Genomic DNA, 18161 nt, shown 5'->3' with positions numbered 1-18161 from the left:
GTACTGCAGGGGGGACCCTGTGGGAGAGTAGGACGCTGCCGAACAATTGTTGTGGGAATGCCCTGCACCTTCTGGTGCAGGGCATTTCTGCGTTCTCCTTCCGTCTTCCCTTCGTTCACCTCGGGATGGCGCTGTGCACCTCTGGTCATCGTGTATGCTTTATCTCGTTGCTGCGCCCCAATAGCTCAGTCGGTAGAGCGTCTCCATGGTAAGGAGAAGGTCTACGGTTCGATTCCGTATTGGGGCTCAAGTAAAAGAAAGGCCCCCGCCATTCGGCGGGGGCCTTTCGCGTATGTATTCAGCCGGTGTGAGGCTCCGGGACGCGCATCGCGAGGATGGCCATGTCGTCGGAGGCCGGCTCGGCGGCGAAGCGCTCCACCGCGCGCAGGACACGGGAGGCGACCGCGCCGGCCGTCAGACCCGTACAGGTCGTCAGCACGTCGGCCAGGCCGTCGTCGCCCAGCATGCGCGTGCCTTCCCTGCGCTCCGTGACGCCGTCGGTGACGCACAGGAGGACGTCTCCGGGGTTCAGGGTGACCATCTGCTCGTACAGCTCCAGGTCCTCCATGACGCCGAGCAGCGGCTGCGGTTCCGCGGCCGGTTCGACCGTGCCGTCCTGGCGCAGGCGCAAGGGGAGCGGATGGCCGGCGCACACCACCTTGAGGACGGCGCTGCCGTCCTCCTGGGGCCACAACTCGCCGTACAGCAGGGTGAGGAAGCGGCTGCGGGCGCCCTCGTCGAGGATCGCCGCGTTCAGCCGCTCAAGGACCGCCGGGCCACGGAAGCCCTCACGGGCGAGCAGACGCAGGGCGTGTCGGGCCAGGCCGGTGACGGCCGCGGCTTCCGGGCCCGTACCGCAGACGTCCCCGATGGCGAAGCCATAGGCGCCGTCCCGGATCGGGAACAGGTCGTAGAAGTCGCCGCCCACCTCGTTGCCCTCGCCCGCCGCGCGGTAGATGACCTCCACCTCGACCCCGGGGACCTGGGGCAGCCCCGGCGGCAGCAGGCTGCGCTGGAGGGCCTGGCTGATGGCCGTACGCTCCGAGTAGAGACGGGCGTTGTCGAGGGCGAGCGCCGCTCGGCGCGAGAGGTCTTCGGCGAGTTCCAGGATCTCCTGGCGGAAGTGGTCCTCCGAGGGCTTGCCGAGGGTCAGCATGCCGATGACGCGGTTACGGGCGACCAGCGGCAGCACGACGGTCTCGCCGCCGACCGCCGCCGCTGTCGCCAGTGTCGTGCCGATGCCGGAGGAGACCGGGCTCGAATTCCGTCCCAACTCCCGCATGGAGGTGCGCAGGGCGGCCTGATGGGCCGCGTCCGCCGGGGCGGTCCAGATACGGGCGCCCGGCGTGGGCACCGGATCCGGTGGATCGATCTTGGAGAGCAGGGCCTTGAGCCCGTCGATGCGGTCCTCGTCCTCGTGCAGCACATAGGAGAGGTACGGGTCCGACGACTGGTCGGCGATCGTGTAGACGGCGCACCAGGTGGCCAGGGTGGGGACGGTCATCTGCGCCATCAGAGCGAGCGTTTGATCGCGGTCCAGTGTGCCGGCGAGCAGATCGGAGGCCTCGACGAGGAAGGAGAGTGAACCGCGGCGCAGACGTTCGAGTTCGCCGAGACGGGCCGATTCGACGGCCAGGGCGATACGGTCCGCGGCGAACTGGAGGCGCAGCGCCTCCTCGTTGGAGTAGCGGGCCGCTCCCTCGGCGGCGACGCCCAGGGAGCCGGTGAGTCGGCCCTCGACCTTGAGCGGGACGGTCACGACGGAGCGCATGCCCGTGTCGTTGAGCAGCGGGACGGCCCCGGGGACCGCCGTGAGGTCGTCGTGGACGGCGGGCATGCGGGCGGAGCCGTAGCGGCCCGTACCGGCCTCCACGGGGACGCGGGCGAAGCGCTGGCGGGCGGAGGGGAGGCCGGTGGAGGCCCGTACCTCCAACTCCGTCTCGTCGTCCGTGGCGAGGAGGAGGAACGCCGAGTCGCCGTCGAGCATGTCCCGGGCGCGTTCCACCGTGCGCTGGAGGAGTCCGTCGAGATCGTCGGGGGCGGGGGAGCCGATGAAGACCTCGAAGGGGTCCGTGCTCCGGCTCTCGGCGCCCGTGTCGGTCACGGGGGTGCGCAACGGGGTCTGGATGACGGCGCGTTCGTCGTCGCGTACCAAGAGACAGACTGTGGACGGCTCGCCGTGGGTGTCGCGCACCCGCAGGTGGGAGGCGTACACCGGGATGACCCGGCCGTCGGCGCCGCGGATGCCGTAACTGCCCTCCCAGCGGGAGAGTTGGAATGCCTCGACGATGCCCGTGCCGATTCCGGGGGTGTGCGGCCAGGCGGCGATGTCGGTGAGGGGTTTGCCGGTGACCTGCTCGGCGGAGTACCCGAACAGGTGCTCCGCGTCCACGTTCCAGTTGACGACGGTGCCGCCGCGGTCGATCTGGACGACGGCCACCCGTACGCGTTCGTCGGCGACGGGGAGCAGGCTGGTGGCCAGGATGGGGCCGGCCGAGCGGGTGCCCACCTGGCGCTGTGGCAGGTCGAGCTGGAACCAGACCTGCTTGTACGTCGGGGTGTACTCGACGCCCCAGCGTGAGGCGAGGGCGGCGCAGAGCAGCAGGCCCCGGCCGTTCTCCCGGTCCGGGCTGCCGAACGACTGGCCGGTGCCCTGGATGGGGACCTCGCGCTCCGGGTAGCGGTCGGCCACTTCGACCCGGACGCCGTCCTCCGTACGGAGGCAGAGCACATCGGCGGAGGTGCCGGCATGGATCACCGCATTGGTGACGAGTTCACTGGTGAGGACGACGGCGTCATCGACGATATCGGAGTAGCCCCACCCCTGGAGCGTGTCACGTACGAAGGCGCGGGCAGTCGCCACGGACCGCCCGACAGGGTCGAAGCTGGCAGCCGCCCGCGCGGTGATCACAGAACTCCTCGTACGCGTTTCGACGCCCGGCTCCGCCATGATCGGCCCCGCCCCTCCACATGCCCGGTGGTAGTACCTTCGCCACATCGCCCCCGCCGGGCGGACCGGGACGGTTGGACAGCCGGATGCCAGGTTACTTACCTTCGCTGTCCGAGCGGATGCCGGTCACCGCTGTTTCCACCCTGCGGGGGCGGGGACGCTATGCGAAGCTGCCGAACTGTTATGGCCTGGTTCGGCCATGGTGAAACACTGGGCAGGCTTGCGGAGACAGCTCGGGCAGTTCGGTCAACCCCTGCGGGAGGGACACGGTGGAGTCTGGCACGGCGGCGCGTGGCAATGGCACGCGCGCGAAAGGCGGACGGTCCCGAGGCAACGGGACCATCGAGGTGGACGCGGCGGAGCTGAACAGACTGCTGACGGCCTTGGTGGCGATGCGGGACGGCAATTTCCGCAAGCGCCTGACCGTCTCCGGTGACGATGTGATGGCGGAGATCGCCGCCGTCTTCAATGAGGTCGCCGACCGTAATCTTCACCTCACGGGCGAGCTGGCCCGCGTACGGCGCATGGTCGGGCGTGAGGGAAAGCTCACCGAGCGGCTGGAGACCGGGGCCTGTGAGGGCTCCTGGGCTGCCGCGATCGACGCGTCGAACGCGCTGGTGGGCGATCTGGCGCGGCCCGTCTCCGAGGTGGGCCGGGTGCTCTCCGCGGTCGCCGAGGGCGATCTGGAGCAGCGTATGGAGCTGCGCTCGCACTCCTCCGAAGGCGCGGAACGGCCGTTGCGCGGCGAGTTCCTGAAGGTGGCCCGTACGGTCAACAATCTGGTCGACCAGCTGTCCGCGTTCACCGATGAGGTGACGCGGGTGGCGCTGGAGGTCGGTACCGAGGGCAAGCTCGGCGGCCAGGCCAAAGTGCGAGGTATGTCCGGATCCTGGAAGGACCTCACGGATTCGGTCAACACGATGGCGTACCGATTGACCGCTCAGGTACGTGACATTGCTCTCGTTACGACGGCGGTCGCCAAGGGTGATCTGTCGCGCAAGGTCACGGTTCATGTGGCCGGCGAGATGCTCCAGCTGAAGAACACCGTCAACACCATGGTGGACCAGTTGTCGTCCTTCTCCTCCGAGGTCACGCGGGTGGCCAGGGAAGTGGGTACGGAAGGCGAGCTGGGCGGCCAGGCGACCGTGCCCGGGGTGGCGGGGGTGTGGAAGGACCTCACCGATTCGGTGAACACGATGGCCGGAAACCTGACCAACCAGGTGCGGGGCATCGCGGAGGTCACCACGGCCGTCGCCAACGGCGACCTGTCGCAGAAGGTCACGGTGAGCGCGCGCGGCGAGGTGGCTCAGCTCGCCGAGACGATCAACCAGATGACGGAGACGCTCCGTACCTTCGCGGACGAAGTGACCCGGGTGGCGAGCGAGGTCGGCGCCGAGGGGCTGCTCGGCGGCCAGGCGCAGGTCCCCGGCGCGGCCGGGACGTGGAAGGACCTCACGGACTCGGTCAACAGCGTCTTCCGCAATCTGACCTCTCAGGTGCGGGACATCGCGCAGGTGACGACGGCGGTCGCGAACGGCGACCTGTCGCAGAAGGTCACCGTCGATGTCGCGGGCGAGATGCTGGAGCTCAAGAACACCGTCAACACGATGGTGGGTCAGCTGAAGTCGTTCGGTTCCGAGGTCACGCGGGTCGCCCGGGAGGTCGGCGTCGAGGGCCGCCTCGGCGGCCAGGCCGAGGTGCCGGGAGCGGCCGGGACATGGAAGGACCTCACCGATTCGGTGAACACGGCCTTCCGTAACCTGACCGGCCAGGTGCGGGACATCGCGCAGGTGACCACGGCGGTCGCCAATGGCGACCTGACCCAGAAGGTCACGGTCGACGTGGCCGGCGAGATGCTGGAGCTCAAGAACACCGTCAACACGATGGTGGCGCAGCTGTCCTCGTTCGCGGATCAGGTCACGGTCATGGCGCGGGACGTGGGTACGGAGGGCCGGCTCGGCGGCCAGGCGCGGGTGGACGGCGTCAGCGGTACGTGGAAGGAACTCACCGACTCCGTCAACTTCATGGCCGGGAACCTCACCGATCAGGTGCGCCAGATCGCGCAGGTGACCACGGCCGTGGCGCGCGGCGATCTGTCGCAGAAGATCGATGTGGACGCCCGGGGCGAGATCCTGGAGCTGAAGAACACGATCAACACCATGGTCGACCAGCTCTCGGCCTTCGCGGACCAGGTGACCAGGGTCGCGCGTGAGGTCGGTACGGACGGGCGGCTGGGCGGTCAGGCGCAGGTGCCCGGCGTCGCCGGAGTCTGGCGGGATCTGACCGACTCCGTGAACGGCATGGCGGGGAACCTCACGGCGCAGGTCAGGAATATCGCGGGCGTCGCCACGGCGGTGGCGCGCGGTGACCTGTCGCAGAAGATCGACGTGGACGCGCGCGGCGAGATCCTGGAGCTGAAGAACACCCTCAACACCATGGTGGACCAGCTGTCCAACTTCGCCGAGCAGGTCACCAGGGTGGCCCGGGAAGTGGGCACCGAGGGCATCCTCGGCGGTCAGGCCGAGGTCCAGGGCGTCTCCGGCACCTGGAAGGACCTCACCCAGTCCGTCAACTTCATGGCGAACAACCTGACGTCGCAGGTCCGCAATATCGCCGAGGTCACCACGGCGGTCGCCAAGGGCGATCTGTCGAAGAAGATCACCGTCGATGCCAGGGGCGAGATCCTCGATCTGGTCACGACCGTCAACACGATGGTGGACCAGCTGCTGAACTTCGCCGACGAGGTGACACGCGTCGCCCGTGAGGTGGGTACGGAAGGCATCCTCGGCGGTCAGGCCAGGGTCCGGGGTGTCACCGGAATCTGGAAGGACCTCAGCGACAACGTCAACACCATGGCCAACAACCTCACCAGTCAGGTGCGCAATATCTCGCGGGTCTCCTCCGCGGTCGCCAACGGTGATCTGACGAAGAAGGTGACGGTCGAGGCGCGCGGCGAGGTCGCCGAACTCGCCGACACCGTCAACACGATGGTGACGACGCTGTCCTCCTTCGCGGACGAGGTGACCCGGGTCGCACGCGAGGTGGGCACCGAGGGCGAACTGGGCGGCCAGGCCAGGGTTCCGGGCGTGTCGGGTACGTGGAAGGACCTCACCGAGTCCGTGAACTCGATGGCGTCCAATCTGACCGGCCAGGTGCGCCAGATCGCGACGGTCACCACCGCCATCGCCAAGGGCGATCTCACCAAGAAGATCGACATCGATGCCCGCGGTGAGATCCTGGAGTTGAAGAACACCATCAATACGATGGTCGACCAGCTCTCCTCGTTCGCCGATCAGGTGACCCGGGTGGCCCGCGAGGTGGGTACGGACGGGCAGCTGGGCGGCCAGGCCCGGGTACGGGATGTCGACGGCACCTGGCGCGACCTCACCGAATCGGTGAACGAGATGGCCGGAAACCTGACGCGCCAGGTGCGGGCGATCGCCGCCGTCGCCACCGCGGTGACCCGCGGCGATCTCAACCTCAAGATCGATGTCGACGCGGCGGGCGAGATCCAGGTCCTCCAGGACAACATCAATACGATGATCGCCAATCTGCGGGACACCACCCTCGCCAATGAGGAACAGGACTGGCTCAAGGGCAACCTCGCCCGTATCTCCGGGCTGATGCAGGGCCGCCGCGATCTCGACGACGTGGCCTCGCTGATCATGAGCGAGCTGACCCCGGTGGTCTCGGCGCAGCACGGCGCGTTCTTCCTGGCGATGCAGACCGGTACGGTGCCGCAGGTCGGTACGGACACCGGCAAGGACGCCTCGTACGAGCTCTGCATGCGCGGCAGTTACGGCTACTCGGCGGGGTCGATGCCGACGTCCTTCCGGCCGGGCGAGACGCTCATCGGGACGGCCGCCGAGGAGAAGCGCACCATCCAGGTCAATGTGCCGCCGGGCTATCTGAAGATCTCGTCCGGGCTCGGGGAGGCCGCGCCCGCGCATGTGATCGTGCTGCCGGTGCTCTTCGAGGGGAAGGTCCTCGGTGTGATCGAGCTGGCGTCGTTCCAGCCGTTCACGCATATCCAGCGGGACTTCCTCAACCAGATCGCCGAGATGATCGCGACGAGCGTCAACACCATCAGCGTCAACTCCAAGACGGAGGTTTTGCTGAAGCAGTCGCAGGAGCTGACCGAGCAGCTGCGGGAGCGCTCCGCCGAGCTGGAGAACCGGCAGAAGGCACTTCAGGAGTCCAACGCGGAGCTGGAGGAGAAGGCCGAACTGCTGGCACAGCAGAACCGCGACATCGAGGTGAAGAACACCGAGATCGAAGAGGCCAGGCAGGTGCTTGAGGAGCGCGCCGAGCAGCTCGCCGTCTCGATGCGCTACAAGTCGGAGTTCCTGGCGAACATGTCGCACGAGCTGCGCACGCCGCTCAACTCGCTGCTCATCCTCGCCAAGCTGCTCGCGGACAATGCCGAGTCGAACCTCTCGCCGAAGCAGGTGGAGTTCGCGGAGACGATCCATGGCGCGGGTTCGGATCTGCTCCAGCTGATCAACGACATCCTCGATCTGTCCAAGGTCGAGGCGGGCAAGATGGACGTCAGCCCGACCCGTATCGCGCTCGTCCAGCTCGTCGACTATGTGGAGGCCACCTTCCGGCCGCTCACGGCGGAGAAGGGGCTCGACTTCTCCGTACGGGTCTCGCCCGAGCTGCCCGCGACGCTGCACACGGACGAGCAGCGGCTGCTCCAGGTGCTGCGCAATCTGCTGTCCAACGCGGTGAAGTTCACCGACAGCGGGGCGGTGGAGCTGGTGATCCGGCCGGCCGGTACGGATGTGCCGGACGCCATCAGGGAACAGCTGCTTGAAGCGGGTTCGCTGCGGGACGCGGACGGCGATCTGATCGCGTTCTCGGTGACCGACACCGGGATCGGGATCGCGGCGAGCAAGATGCGGGTCATCTTCGAGGCGTTCAAGCAGGCGGACGGTACGACCAGCCGGAAGTACGGCGGTACGGGTCTCGGACTGTCCATCAGCCGGGAGATCGCCCGGCTGCTCGGCGGTGAGATCCATGCCGCGAGCGAGCCGGGGCGGGGCTCGACCTTCACGCTCTATCTGCCGCTCCACCCCAGCGAGCTGCCGCCGCAGGGTTATCCGCAGCTGACGCCCGCCGGGATGCAGCAGCTGACCTCCGTGGGCCTCCACCCGCGGGGACATCAGGCGGACGAGGGTGCGGCGGAGGCGGCGGGCCAGGCACAGGGGTCGCTGGCGGCGTCGTCCGCGCCCGCGGAACTGCCCGGTCCCACCGCGCTGTTCCGGCGCCGGCGCAAGAGCGCGGGCGCCGTGGAGAAGGGCTATCAGCCCCAGGGCGGGGCTCCGGGTACCTCGGACGGCCCGTCGGGCGGGTCGCGCGGGCTGGAGTCCTGGGGGTCGGGTGTGGCCGGCGCGGGCCGTCAGGAGGCGCCGCGGGAGAGCCGTACCTTCTCGTTCGACAACGAGAAGGTGCTGATCGTCGATGACGACATCCGTAATGTCTTCGCCCTCACCAGCGTGCTGGAGCAGCACGGACTGTCGGTGCTGTACGCGGAGAACGGCCGTGAGGGCATCGAAGTCCTGGAGCAGCACGACGATGTGACGGTCGTTCTGATGGACATCATGATGCCGGAGATGGACGGTTACGCGACGACGACGGCGATCCGCAGGATGCCGCAGTTCGCCGGGCTGCCGATCATCGCGCTCACCGCGAAGGCGATGAAGGGCGACCGGGAGAAGGCCATTGACTCCGGAGCGTCCGACTATGTCACCAAGCCGGTCGACCCCGATCATCTGCTGTCGGTAATGGAGCAATGGATGCGCGACAAGTGATCGGTGGGTGCACGAATCAGGGTGATGTGCTGACGGACTATGCCCGACGGCGTGTGAGGCACCGCGATTCGGGGAACCTTCTGGTCCCGCGCCGCGTTTCCGCTTCGAGCACAGTGACATAACGGTGACAGGGTGTGGCGACAGGCGGGGTGCGGCTACCATGACCGGCACAAGGACGGACGGCGTAAGGGAGCCGTCCCCTGGGGCGGCGCCCGGTGTTTCGCCGAGCTCCGCGAGCAGGGGACGCCCCATGCCGGGGCGAGGAGGGCGGGCGGCCATGGTGCAGAAGGCCAAGATCCTCCTGGTCGATGACCGGCCGGAGAATCTGCTGGCGCTGGAGGCGATCCTCTCCGCGCTCGATCAGACGCTGGTGCGGGCATCGTCAGGGGAGGAAGCGCTCAAAGCGCTGCTGACGGACGACTTCGCGGTCATTCTGCTGGATGTCCAGATGCCGGGGATGGACGGTTTCGAGACCGCCGCGCACATCAAGCGGCGGGAGCGTACGCGCGATATCCCGATCATCTTCCTGACGGCCATCAACCATGGCCCGCATCACACCTTCCGGGGATACGCGGCGGGTGCGGTGGACTACATCTCGAAGCCGTTCGACCCCTGGGTGCTGCGCGCCAAGGTCTCGGTCTTCGTCGAGCTGTACATGAAGAACTGCCAGCTCAAGGAGCAGGCCGAGCTGCTCAGACTCCAGCTGGCCGGGGCGGGCGAGGTCAGGGAGCCGGCCGGGCTGCTGGCCGAACTGTCCGCGCGGCTCGCGGCAGTTGAGGAACAGGCCGAAGCGCTCTCCAAACAGCTGGACGACGATTCGGCGGACGCCTCCGCCGTGGCCACCGCCGCCCATCTGGAGCGCAAACTCACCGGTCTGCGGCGGGCGCTCGACGCGCTGGAGCCGGGGACGGGGTGCGGTTCGCCGCCCCTTCCCTCGCCGAACTGACCGCGCGGGCACGTCAGTTTCCCGCCGAAGCGCGGGCGACACGAACGGGTGAAGCGGTGGGCACACGTGTCCCTGGCCGTTCACACCGGTAACCTCACCACCATGGCCTCACGTACGTCCGGCAAGGGCTCCCAGGGCACGGCGGGCACCGCGAAGCCGCGGGCCGGCCGTACGACCGGTGCCGCGAAGGCGGCGCCCGCCAAGAAGACCGCGGCGAAGAAATCCGCGCCCGGCAAGAAGGCACCGGTCAAGAAGGCTCCCGCGAAGAAGGCCGCCGCCAAGCCGGCGCCCAAACCCGCACCGAGCCCCACCGGCGGTGTGTACCGGCTCGTCCGCGCCATCTGGCTCGGAGCGGCGCACGGCGTCGGCGCGATGTTCCGCGGCATAGGGCGTGGCGCGAAGGGACTCGACCCGGCCCATCGCAAGGACGGGCTGGCCCTGTTGCTGCTCGGCCTCGCTCTCATCGTCGCGGCGGGCACCTGGTCGAATCTGCGCGGTCCCGTGGGCGACCTGGTCGAGATGCTCATCACCGGAGCCTTCGGCCGGCTCGATCTGCTGGTGCCGATACTGCTGGGCGCCATCGCCGTACGGCTGATCCTCTATCCCGAGAAGCCCGAGGCCAACGGACGGATCGTCATCGGACTGTCGGCGCTCGTGATCGGGGTGCTCGGGCTGGTCCACGTCGCCTGTGGCGCCCCGGGACGCGACGCGGGCACCGAAGCGATACAGGACGCCGGCGGGCTGATCGGCTGGGCCGCCTCTACACCGCTGATCTTCACAACGGGCGAGGTCCTCGCCGTACCGCTGCTTCTGCTGCTCACTCTCTTCGGTCTGCTCGTGGTCACCGCCACCCCCGTCGCCGCCATCCCGCAACGACTGCGGCTGCTCGGCACCAAACTGGGGATCATCCAGCCCGACCGGGAGCCGGAGGGGTTCGACGACGAGCGGTTCGACGACGACGAGCGGTACGACGAGCAGTGGCGCGAGGCGCTGCCCTCCGGCGGACGCCGTCCGGGCACGCGTCGGGGCGGGCGCCCCGGGGAGTACGACCCCGACCGGGCCGAGGTGGAGGCGCTCTCCAAGCGGCGCCGGCCGCGCAGGGCCTCCGTACAGCCGTCCATGGACCGTCCCATGGACGCCGTGGACGTGGCCGCCGCCGCCGCGGCGGCGCTGGACGGTGCCGTACTCAACGGGATGCCGCCCTCGCCGATCGTCGCGGACCTCACCCAGAGCGTTTCCGTGGACCGTGGACGGAAGACGGGGCAGCGGTCCGGAGAGCGCCAGGAGTCCCTGGAAGAGCCGATCGAGGACGCGACGGAGCGTTCCGGACCCGTACCGACCGCGCGCGAGACCGAGAGACCGTCCGCGGGCACCGCCGGTGTCGCCGATCTGACCAAGCCGCCGCCCGAGCGGGACAAGCCGCTGCCGCCGCGCGCCGAACAGCTCCAGCTCCGCGGGGACATCACCTACTCGCTGCCGTCGCTCGACCTGCTGGAGCGCGGCGGGCCCGGCAAGACGCGCAGCGCCGCCAATGACGCCGTCGTCGCCTCGCTCAGCAATGTCTTCATGGAGTTCAAGGTCGACGCGGCCGTCACCGGCTTCACCCGGGGTCCGACGGTCACGCGGTACGAGGTGGAGCTGGGCCCGGCCGTGAAGGTCGAGCGGATCACCGCGCTCACCAAGAACATCGCGTACGCCGTGGCCAGCCCCGACGTACGGATCATCTCCCCGATCCCCGGCAAGTCCGCGGTCGGCATCGAGATCCCGAACACCGACCGTGAGATGGTCAACCTCGGTGACGTCCTGCGGCTCGCGGACGCCGCCGAGGACGACCATCCGATGCTGGTCGCGCTCGGAAAGGACGTCGAGGGCGGCTATGTGATGGCCAACCTCGCGAAGATGCCGCACGTACTGGTCGCGGGCGCGACCGGGTCCGGAAAGTCGTCCTGCATCAACTGCCTGATCACGTCGGTGATGGTCCGGGCGACCCCGGAGGACGTCCGGATGGTCCTCGTCGACCCCAAGCGGGTCGAGCTGACCGCCTACGAGGGCATCCCGCATCTGATCACGCCGATCATCACCAACCCCAAGCGGGCGGCCGAGGCGCTCCAGTGGGTCGTACGGGAGATGGATCTGCGCTACGACGATCTCGCGGCGTACGGCTACCGCCATATCGACGATTTCAACAAGGCCGTGCGTGACGGCAAGGCCATGGCGCCCGAGGGCAGCGAGCGCGAGCTCTCGCCGTATCCGTATCTGCTGGTGATCGTGGACGAGCTGGCGGACCTGATGATGGTCGCCCCGCGTGACGTCGAGGACTCCATCGTCCGCATCACCCAGTTGGCCCGCGCGGCCGGAATCCATCTGGTGCTGGCCACCCAGCGTCCCTCGGTCGACGTCGTCACCGGTCTGATCAAGGCGAACGTGCCCTCGCGGCTGGCGTTCGCGACGTCCTCCCTGGCGGACAGCAGGGTCATCCTCGATCAGCCGGGCGCGGAGAAGCTGATCGGCAAGGGCGACGGCCTCTTCCTTCCGATGGGGGCGAACAAACCGACCCGTATGCAGGGCGCCTTCGTCACCGAGGACGAGGTCGCGGCGATCGTCCAGCACTGCAAGGATCAAATGGCACCCGTCTTCCGGGACGATGTCGTGGTCGGGACGGCGAAGAAGAAAGAGATCGACGAGGACATCGGCGACGATCTCGACCTTCTCTGCCAGGCCGCCGAACTGGTGGTCTCCACACAGTTCGGTTCGACCTCGATGCTCCAGAGGAAGCTGCGGGTCGGCTTCGCCAAGGCCGGCCGGCTGATGGATCTGATGGAGTCGAGGAACATCGTCGGCCCGAGCGAGGGCTCCAAGGCTCGCGATGTCCTGGTCAAGGCGGACGAACTCGATGGAGTGCTCGCGGTGATCCGCGGGGAGTCTCTCTCGTAGGCAGGGAAACGGAACCTCGGGACAGTCCGAGGGCAACCGTTTCCCGTGCGCATACGTCAAGTTGGAGAGAGGAAGAGCGTCAGCTTCTCCTCTGCGCCGTCCGGCCATTCTGATGGCGTACAAAATGCTTCCGCCCGGTTGCCCCACCCTTTCGTACCACCCATAGACTGAACGTCCAGCAGGTGGCTACACGCTCGAAAGGCGCCCCCGTGTCCATCGGCAAATCCCCCGACGGCAAGTCCCCAGACTCCCCAGACGGCAACGTTCCCGACGATCGAGTCGATGATCAAGTTGACGGCCCCGTCGTGGAACATGTCCCCGACGGCGCCGACTCCGACGCCAACCCCCCTGCGGTGGAACGGCCTTCGATCGGCCGGGTGCTGCTGCAGGCTCGTATCGCCGCGGATCTGACGGTCGACGAGGTCAGCGGCTCCACCCGAGTGCGCATCCCCATCGTGCACGCCATCGAGCAGGACGATTTCTCGCGCTGCGGCGGCGACGTCTACGCCCGCGGGCACATCCGTATGATCGCCCGCGCGGTCGGGCTCGATCCCGCGCCGCTGGTCGAGCAGTTCGACTCCGAGCACGGCGGGCGGCCGGTGCCCACGCCCGCGGCGCCGATGTTCGAGGCCGAGCGGATCAGGCCGGAGCGCCCCCGGCCCAACTGGACCGCGGCCATGGTCGCCGCGATCGTGGTCGTGACCGGCTTCGTCGGCTTCACGGCGTTCGGCGGCGGGGACGACAGCCCGAAGACCAAGCAGGTCGCCGAGGGAGCGAAGCCCTCGAAGAGCGGCAAGCCGAGCCCCACGAAGTCGGCCGACCCCAAGCCCGACCCGTCGGACAGCGCCATCGCCGCAGCCCCGCTCGACAAGGTCACGGTGAAGCTGTCCGCCATAGACGACAAGAGCTGGATCTCCGCCAAATCGTCCAACGGCAAGCTGCTGTTCGACGGAACGCTGAAGAAAGGCGATTCCAAGACCTTCCAGGACGACGAGCAGATCGATCTGATCCTCGGAAACGCGGGCGCGATCGAGCTCTTCGTGAACGGCAAAAAGGTCGAGGACGAGTTCGAGCCGGGCCAGGTTGAGCGACTCTCGTACACCCAGGGCGACCCCGAGGCCGGCTGAGCAACCCTGCACGGCGGGGGCGGGGCCAGGACAAAGTAGTCTTGAGCCCATGCCCGAACGCCGTACCGTCGCCCTTGTCACTCTTGGCTGCGCCCGTAACGAGGTGGACTCGGAGGAGCTTGCAGGCCGCTTGGCAGCGGACGGCTGGGAGCTCGTCGAGGACGCCTCGGGGGCGGATGTCGCCGTCGTCAACACCTGCGGGTTCGTCGAAGCCGCGAAGAAGGATTCCGTCGACGCCCTGCTGGAAGCCAACGATCTCAAGGATCAGGGCAGAACCCAGGCCGTCGTCGCCGTCGGCTGCATGGCCGAGCGGTACGGCAAGGAGCTGGCGGAAGCCCTTCCCGAGGCCGACGGCGTGCTCGGATTCGACGACTACGCCGATATCTCCGATCGGCTGCAGACCATCCTCAACGGCGGCATCCACGCCTCGCATACGCCTCGCGACCGGCGCAAGCTGCTGCCGCTCAGCCCGGTCGAGCGCCAGGGCGCCGAGGTGGCGCTGCCCGGCCACGCGCAGTCCCCGGCCGAGGTGGCGCCGGCCCCCGAGGACCTTCCCGAGGGGGTCGCTCCGGCCTCCGGGCCGCGCGCCCCCCTGCGGCGGCGGCTCGACCGCAGCCCCGTCGCCTCCGTGAAGCTCGCCTCCGGCTGCGACCGGCGCTGCTCCTTCTGCGCCATTCCCTCGTTCCGCGGCTCCTTCATCTCCCGGCGCCCCTCCGATGTGCTGGTCGAGGCACGCTGGCTGGCCGAGCAGGGCGTCAAGGAGGTCATGCTCGTCTCCGAGAACAACACCTCGTACGGCAAGGACCTCGGCGACATCCGGCTGCTGGAGACGCTGCTGCCGGAGCTGGCGGCCGTCGACGGGATCGAGCGGGTGCGGGTCAGTTACCTCCAGCCCGCCGAGATGCGGCCGGGGCTGATCGACGTGCTGACCTCGACGCCCAAGGTCGCGCCGTACTTCGATCTGTCCTTCCAGCACTCCGCGCCGGGTGTGCTGCGCGCGATGCGCCGCTTCGGGGACACCGACCGCTTCCTGGAGCTGCTGGAGACCATCCGGGGCAAGGCGCCGCAGGCCGGTGTGCGCTCCAACTTCATCGTCGGCTTCCCCGGGGAGAGCGAGGCGGACTTCGCCGAGCTGGAGCGCTTCCTGACCGGGGCGCGGCTCGATGCCATCGGCGTCTTCGGCTACTCCGACGAGGACGGTACGGAGGCCGCGACATACGCCGACAAGCTGGACGGCGACGTGATCGCCGAGCGGCTGGCGCACCTCTCCCGGCTGGCCGAGGAACTGACCTCCCAGCGGGCCGAGGAGCGGCTCGGCGAGAGCCTGGAAGTGCTCGTCGAATCGATCGACCCGGAGGGCGGGGAGGCGGCGGTCGGCCGCGCGGCGCACCAGGCGCCCGAGACGGACGGCCAGGTGATCTTCACCTCCGGCGAGGGCCTTCGCCCCGGCCTTGTGGTCGAGGCCAAGGTGGTCGGTACCGAGGGTGTGGATCTGGTGGCCGAGTATCACGACCTTCCGGGGGACGGCTCCCGGATCCCGGGCGAGGAGGCTGCCAGATGACCGGAGTCCCGGCGTCCGCGGCGGGCGGCGGCGCGACACCGGTGCCTGCTGGTGGCAACGGTTCGAAGCAGGCACCCGGCGGCAAGCTGGGGGCCGCGGCGGTCAATCAGGCCAGTCTGTGGAACATCGCCAACCTCCTCACCATGATGCGGCTGGTGCTCGTGCCGGGCTTCGTGCTGCTGCTGCTCCAGGACGGCGGTTTCGACCCCGTCTGGCGCGCCTGGGCCTGGGCCGCTTTCGCCGTCGCCATGATCACGGATGTCTTCGACGGGCATCTGGCGCGGACGTACAACCTGGTCACCGACTTCGGGAAGATCGCCGATCCGATAGCGGACAAGGCGATCATGGGAGCGGCGCTGATCTGTCTCTCCGCGCTCGGTGATCTGCCGTGGTGGGTGACGGGGGTCATCCTTTTCCGTGAACTCGGCATCACGCTGATGCGGTTCTGGGTGATCAGGCACGGAGTCATTCCGGCCAGCCGCGGCGGCAAGATGAAGACGCTGGCGCAAGGCGTGGCCGTCGGGATGTACGTACTCGCGCTGACCGGGCCGTTGGCCACGCTGCGGTTCTGGGTGATGGCCGTGGCCGTCGCGCTGACCGTGATCACGGGACTGGACTACGTACGGCAGGCGGTCGTCCTGCGACGCCAGGGGCTGGCGGCGGAGCGCGCGGCGGCCGAGTCCGCGCGGTGAGTGCCGTGGGGGCCGCGGCGCGGGGAGCCGGGGCGGTGTCGGACAGCGGCGCCGATGTGCGCTCGGCGGCTGACCGGGCGGCCCGGGTGCTGGAGATCCTGGCGGAGCGCGGCGGGACGCTGGCGGTTGCGGAATCCCTCACCGGCGGTCTGGTGGCCGCGGAGCTGACGGCGGTCCCCGGTGCCTCCCGGACCTTCCGCGGGTCCGTCACGGCCTACGCGACGGACCTCAAACGGGATGTTCTGGGCGTCGACGGGACCCTTCTGGAGGAGCGCGGCGCCGTGGACCCCGAGGTCGCGCTCCAGATGGCGGCCGGCGTACGCCGCGTGCTCGGTGCGGGCTGGGGAGCGGCGACCACCGGGGTCGCGGGTCCCGATCCACAGGACGGGCGGCCCGTCGGCACCGTGTACGTGGCCGTTGTGGGACCGGAAGGCGTGGGGAAAGTGGCCGCACCGCGGTTGAACGGCGGCCGGGCGGACATTCGTAAAGAGAGTGTACGGAGCGTGCTCGGACTGCTCCTCAGCGAACTCTCCGGGAACGGGCGGGCACAGGATACGGAACAGAACGGGGGGAATTGATGTTTGCAGCCCTGAGTGAACACGACATCGCTCCCCGCACGGCCGCAGCACTAGGCGGTACGGTGGGGCGTGAAGGATGCGGCTACGCGGTCCGAGGAGGGAGCCACCGATGATTCTGCTCCGTCGCCTGCTTGGTGACGTGCTGCGTCGGCAGCGCCAGCGCCAGGGCCGTACTCTGCGCGAAGTCTCCTCGTCCGCCCGGGTCTCGCTCGGTTATCTCTCCGAGGTGGAACGGGGGCAGAAGGAGGCTTCCTCCGAGCTGCTCTCGGCGATCTGCGACGCGCTTGACGTACGGATGTCAGAGCTCATGCGTGAAGTGAGCGACGAGCTGTCGTTGGCCGAGCTGGCCGCGTCGGCGGCGGCGAACGAGCCGGTGCCCGCGGCAGTACGTCCAATGCTCAATTCCGTCTCTGTGACGTCGGTGGCCGGAGTGCCGACGGAGCGGGTGACGATCAAGGCACCTGCGGAGGCGGTGGACGTCGTCGCCGCCTGATCACGGCTGTGAAGCTTTGACCTGAGCCCCGGTCGGCAGAGATGCCGAGGCCGGGGCTCTCGTCTTTCCCAAATGCCCGTTTTGTTGTGGTTGTGTCATGGTGGAAGGTGCGTAAGCACCGAACTGTGAACGCAGAACTGCGAGCGGAATGGGAGGACATGCATGTCAGTCGTGAAGAGTCCGCTGCCCGAGGAGGATCTGAAGCTGGTCGGCGAGGCGCTGCAAGGCGCCCTCGTGGACCTGGTGGATCTTTCGCTCGTCGCCAAGCAGGTCCACTGGAACATAGTCGGGCCGCGCTTCCGCTCCGTACACCTGCAACTCGACGAGGTCGTCTCCACGGCCCGGAAGCACTCGGACACCATTGCCGAGCGGGCCTCCGCGCTGGGGGTGACACCGGACGGGCGGGCCGCGACGGTGGCGGCCACGAGCGCGATCCGTACGGTGCCCAACGGCTGGATCACCGATGTGGACGTGATCCGGACCCTGGTGGACGCGCTCGGCGCGGTGATCGGGCGGATGCGTGAGCGCGTCGAGGTGACGGACGAACCGGACCCTGTGACGCAGGACATACTGATCCAGGTGACCGCCGACCTAGAGAAGCACTCCTGGATGTTCCAGGCGGAGAGCGCTTGACCGGGCCGGAGCCCCGGTCGAAGGACGAGGGGCCGGCCGCGCCCCTGCCGCGTTGTCGCTGCGGCAGGGGCGCGACCGGTGTTGAGTGCGCGCGCCGGGGAGTGCATCCGATGCGCTCTCCCGGCGGATGATCGTGCGTGACTAGGGTCCTTCGGTTGGATCGGGCCGGATCAGGGAGTGCCGGAGCACGCGCGCCGGGCGAGATCCAGACGAGAGGCCCCAGGTCGGCCGGAGGAGGCAGCCATGGCGAGGTGGTGGATCCCTCTTCCGGCGCTCGCTCTGGGCGGGGTGTGGTGGTGGGCCGTACTGCGCATCGTGCTGGTGCCCGAGAACACCGGACTGGTGGAGGGGACGGTGGCGGCGGGCGGTTGGGGGCTGAGCCTGCTGCCGGTGCATGTCGCGTCGGCGCGGCAGCGTCGTCCACGGCTGTGACG

Annotated in this window: 11 protein-coding genes and 1 tRNA gene; 11 read left to right on the top strand and 1 reads right to left on the bottom strand. The window is 68.7% G+C overall.

What is annotated here, in order from left to right; genetic code table 11:
* Positions 1 to 174: 174 nt before the first annotated feature.
* Positions 175 to 247: transfer RNA gene (locus ACIRQP_RS28385), tRNA-Thr, on the top strand.
* Between the two features lie 51 nt (positions 248 to 298).
* Here ACIRQP_RS28385 and ACIRQP_RS28380 read toward each other — a convergent pair.
* Positions 299 to 2950, bottom strand: a complete 2652-nt coding sequence (locus ACIRQP_RS28380) for a SpoIIE family protein phosphatase (protein ID WP_403894402.1) — start codon at positions 2948 to 2950, stop codon at positions 299 to 301.
* Between the two features lie 269 nt (positions 2951 to 3219).
* Here ACIRQP_RS28380 and ACIRQP_RS28375 point away from each other — a divergent pair, with 269 nt between their 5' ends.
* From ACIRQP_RS28375 to ACIRQP_RS28330, 10 genes are all read left to right on the top strand, one after another.
* Positions 3220 to 8763, top strand: coding sequence for a HAMP domain-containing protein (locus ACIRQP_RS28375; protein ID WP_403894399.1), 5544 nt, complete (start codon positions 3220 to 3222; stop codon positions 8761 to 8763).
* A gap of 277 nt (positions 8764 to 9040) precedes the next feature.
* Positions 9041 to 9709: a two-component system response regulator gene (locus ACIRQP_RS28370; protein WP_403894396.1), complete on the top strand. Its 669-nt coding sequence runs from the start codon at positions 9041 to 9043 to the stop codon at positions 9707 to 9709.
* A gap of 102 nt (positions 9710 to 9811) precedes the next feature.
* Entirely contained in the window at positions 9812 to 12643 is a 2832-nt protein-coding gene (locus ACIRQP_RS28365; RefSeq protein WP_403894394.1) for a DNA translocase FtsK, read from the top strand.
* A gap of 305 nt (positions 12644 to 12948) precedes the next feature.
* Entirely contained in the window at positions 12949 to 13770 is an 822-nt protein-coding gene (locus ACIRQP_RS28360) for a helix-turn-helix domain-containing protein (RefSeq protein ID WP_403894417.1), read from the top strand.
* A 49-nt stretch (positions 13771 to 13819) separates the two neighbouring features.
* Entirely contained in the window at positions 13820 to 15331 is a 1512-nt protein-coding gene (gene rimO, locus ACIRQP_RS28355; RefSeq protein WP_403894391.1) for a 30S ribosomal protein S12 methylthiotransferase RimO, read from the top strand.
* Positions 15328 to 16023 (top strand): CDP-diacylglycerol--glycerol-3-phosphate 3-phosphatidyltransferase, encoded by a 696-nt coding sequence (gene pgsA, locus ACIRQP_RS28350; RefSeq protein ID WP_403894389.1) that lies wholly within the window; start codon positions 15328 to 15330, stop codon positions 16021 to 16023. Before rimO ends, pgsA begins: the two co-directional genes overlap by 4 nt.
* A 35-nt stretch (positions 16024 to 16058) precedes the next feature.
* Complete coding sequence (locus ACIRQP_RS28345) at positions 16059 to 16601, top strand: CinA family protein (protein ID WP_403894387.1); 543 nt, start codon at positions 16059 to 16061, stop codon at positions 16599 to 16601.
* Between the two features lie 109 nt (positions 16602 to 16710).
* A complete protein-coding gene (locus ACIRQP_RS28340) occupies positions 16711 to 17094 on the top strand; it encodes a helix-turn-helix domain-containing protein (RefSeq protein WP_030350081.1) in 384 nt (127 codons plus the stop codon).
* A 162-nt stretch (positions 17095 to 17256) separates the two neighbouring features.
* Positions 17257 to 17727, top strand: coding sequence for a Dps family protein (locus ACIRQP_RS28335; RefSeq protein WP_403894384.1), 471 nt, complete (start codon positions 17257 to 17259; stop codon positions 17725 to 17727).
* A 243-nt stretch (positions 17728 to 17970) separates the two neighbouring features.
* Positions 17971 to 18159, top strand: coding sequence for a hypothetical protein (locus tag ACIRQP_RS28330; protein WP_403894382.1), 189 nt, complete (start codon positions 17971 to 17973; stop codon positions 18157 to 18159).
* Positions 18160 to 18161: the final 2 nt, after the last annotated feature.

Origin of the sequence: Streptomyces sp. NPDC102274, assembly GCF_044766385.1 — a bacterium.
In the GTDB taxonomy this organism is placed as follows: Bacteria; Actinomycetota; Actinomycetes; order Streptomycetales; family Streptomycetaceae; genus Streptomyces.
Note: the sequence above shows the minus strand (reverse complement) of the source record. Positions and strands in the feature narration are given on the sequence as shown.

Coding starts and splice junctions, on each gene's coding strand:
- ACIRQP_RS28380 (WP_403894402.1), bottom strand. CDS start 2,950: ATGGCGGAGCCGGGCGTCGAAACGCGTACGAGGAGTTCTGTGATCACC.
- ACIRQP_RS28370 (WP_403894396.1), top strand. CDS start 9,041: ATGGTGCAGAAGGCCAAGATCCTCCTGGTCGATGACCGGCCGGAGAAT.
- ACIRQP_RS28365 (WP_403894394.1), top strand. CDS start 9,812: ATGGCCTCACGTACGTCCGGCAAGGGCTCCCAGGGCACGGCGGGCACC.
- ACIRQP_RS28340 (WP_030350081.1), top strand. CDS start 16,711: ATGATTCTGCTCCGTCGCCTGCTTGGTGACGTGCTGCGTCGGCAGCGC.
- ACIRQP_RS28335 (WP_403894384.1), top strand. CDS start 17,257: ATGTCAGTCGTGAAGAGTCCGCTGCCCGAGGAGGATCTGAAGCTGGTC.
- pgsA (WP_403894389.1), top strand. CDS start 15,328: ATGACCGGAGTCCCGGCGTCCGCGGCGGGCGGCGGCGCGACACCGGTG.
- ACIRQP_RS28330 (WP_403894382.1), top strand. CDS start 17,971: ATGGCGAGGTGGTGGATCCCTCTTCCGGCGCTCGCTCTGGGCGGGGTG.
- rimO (WP_403894391.1), top strand. CDS start 13,820: ATGCCCGAACGCCGTACCGTCGCCCTTGTCACTCTTGGCTGCGCCCGT.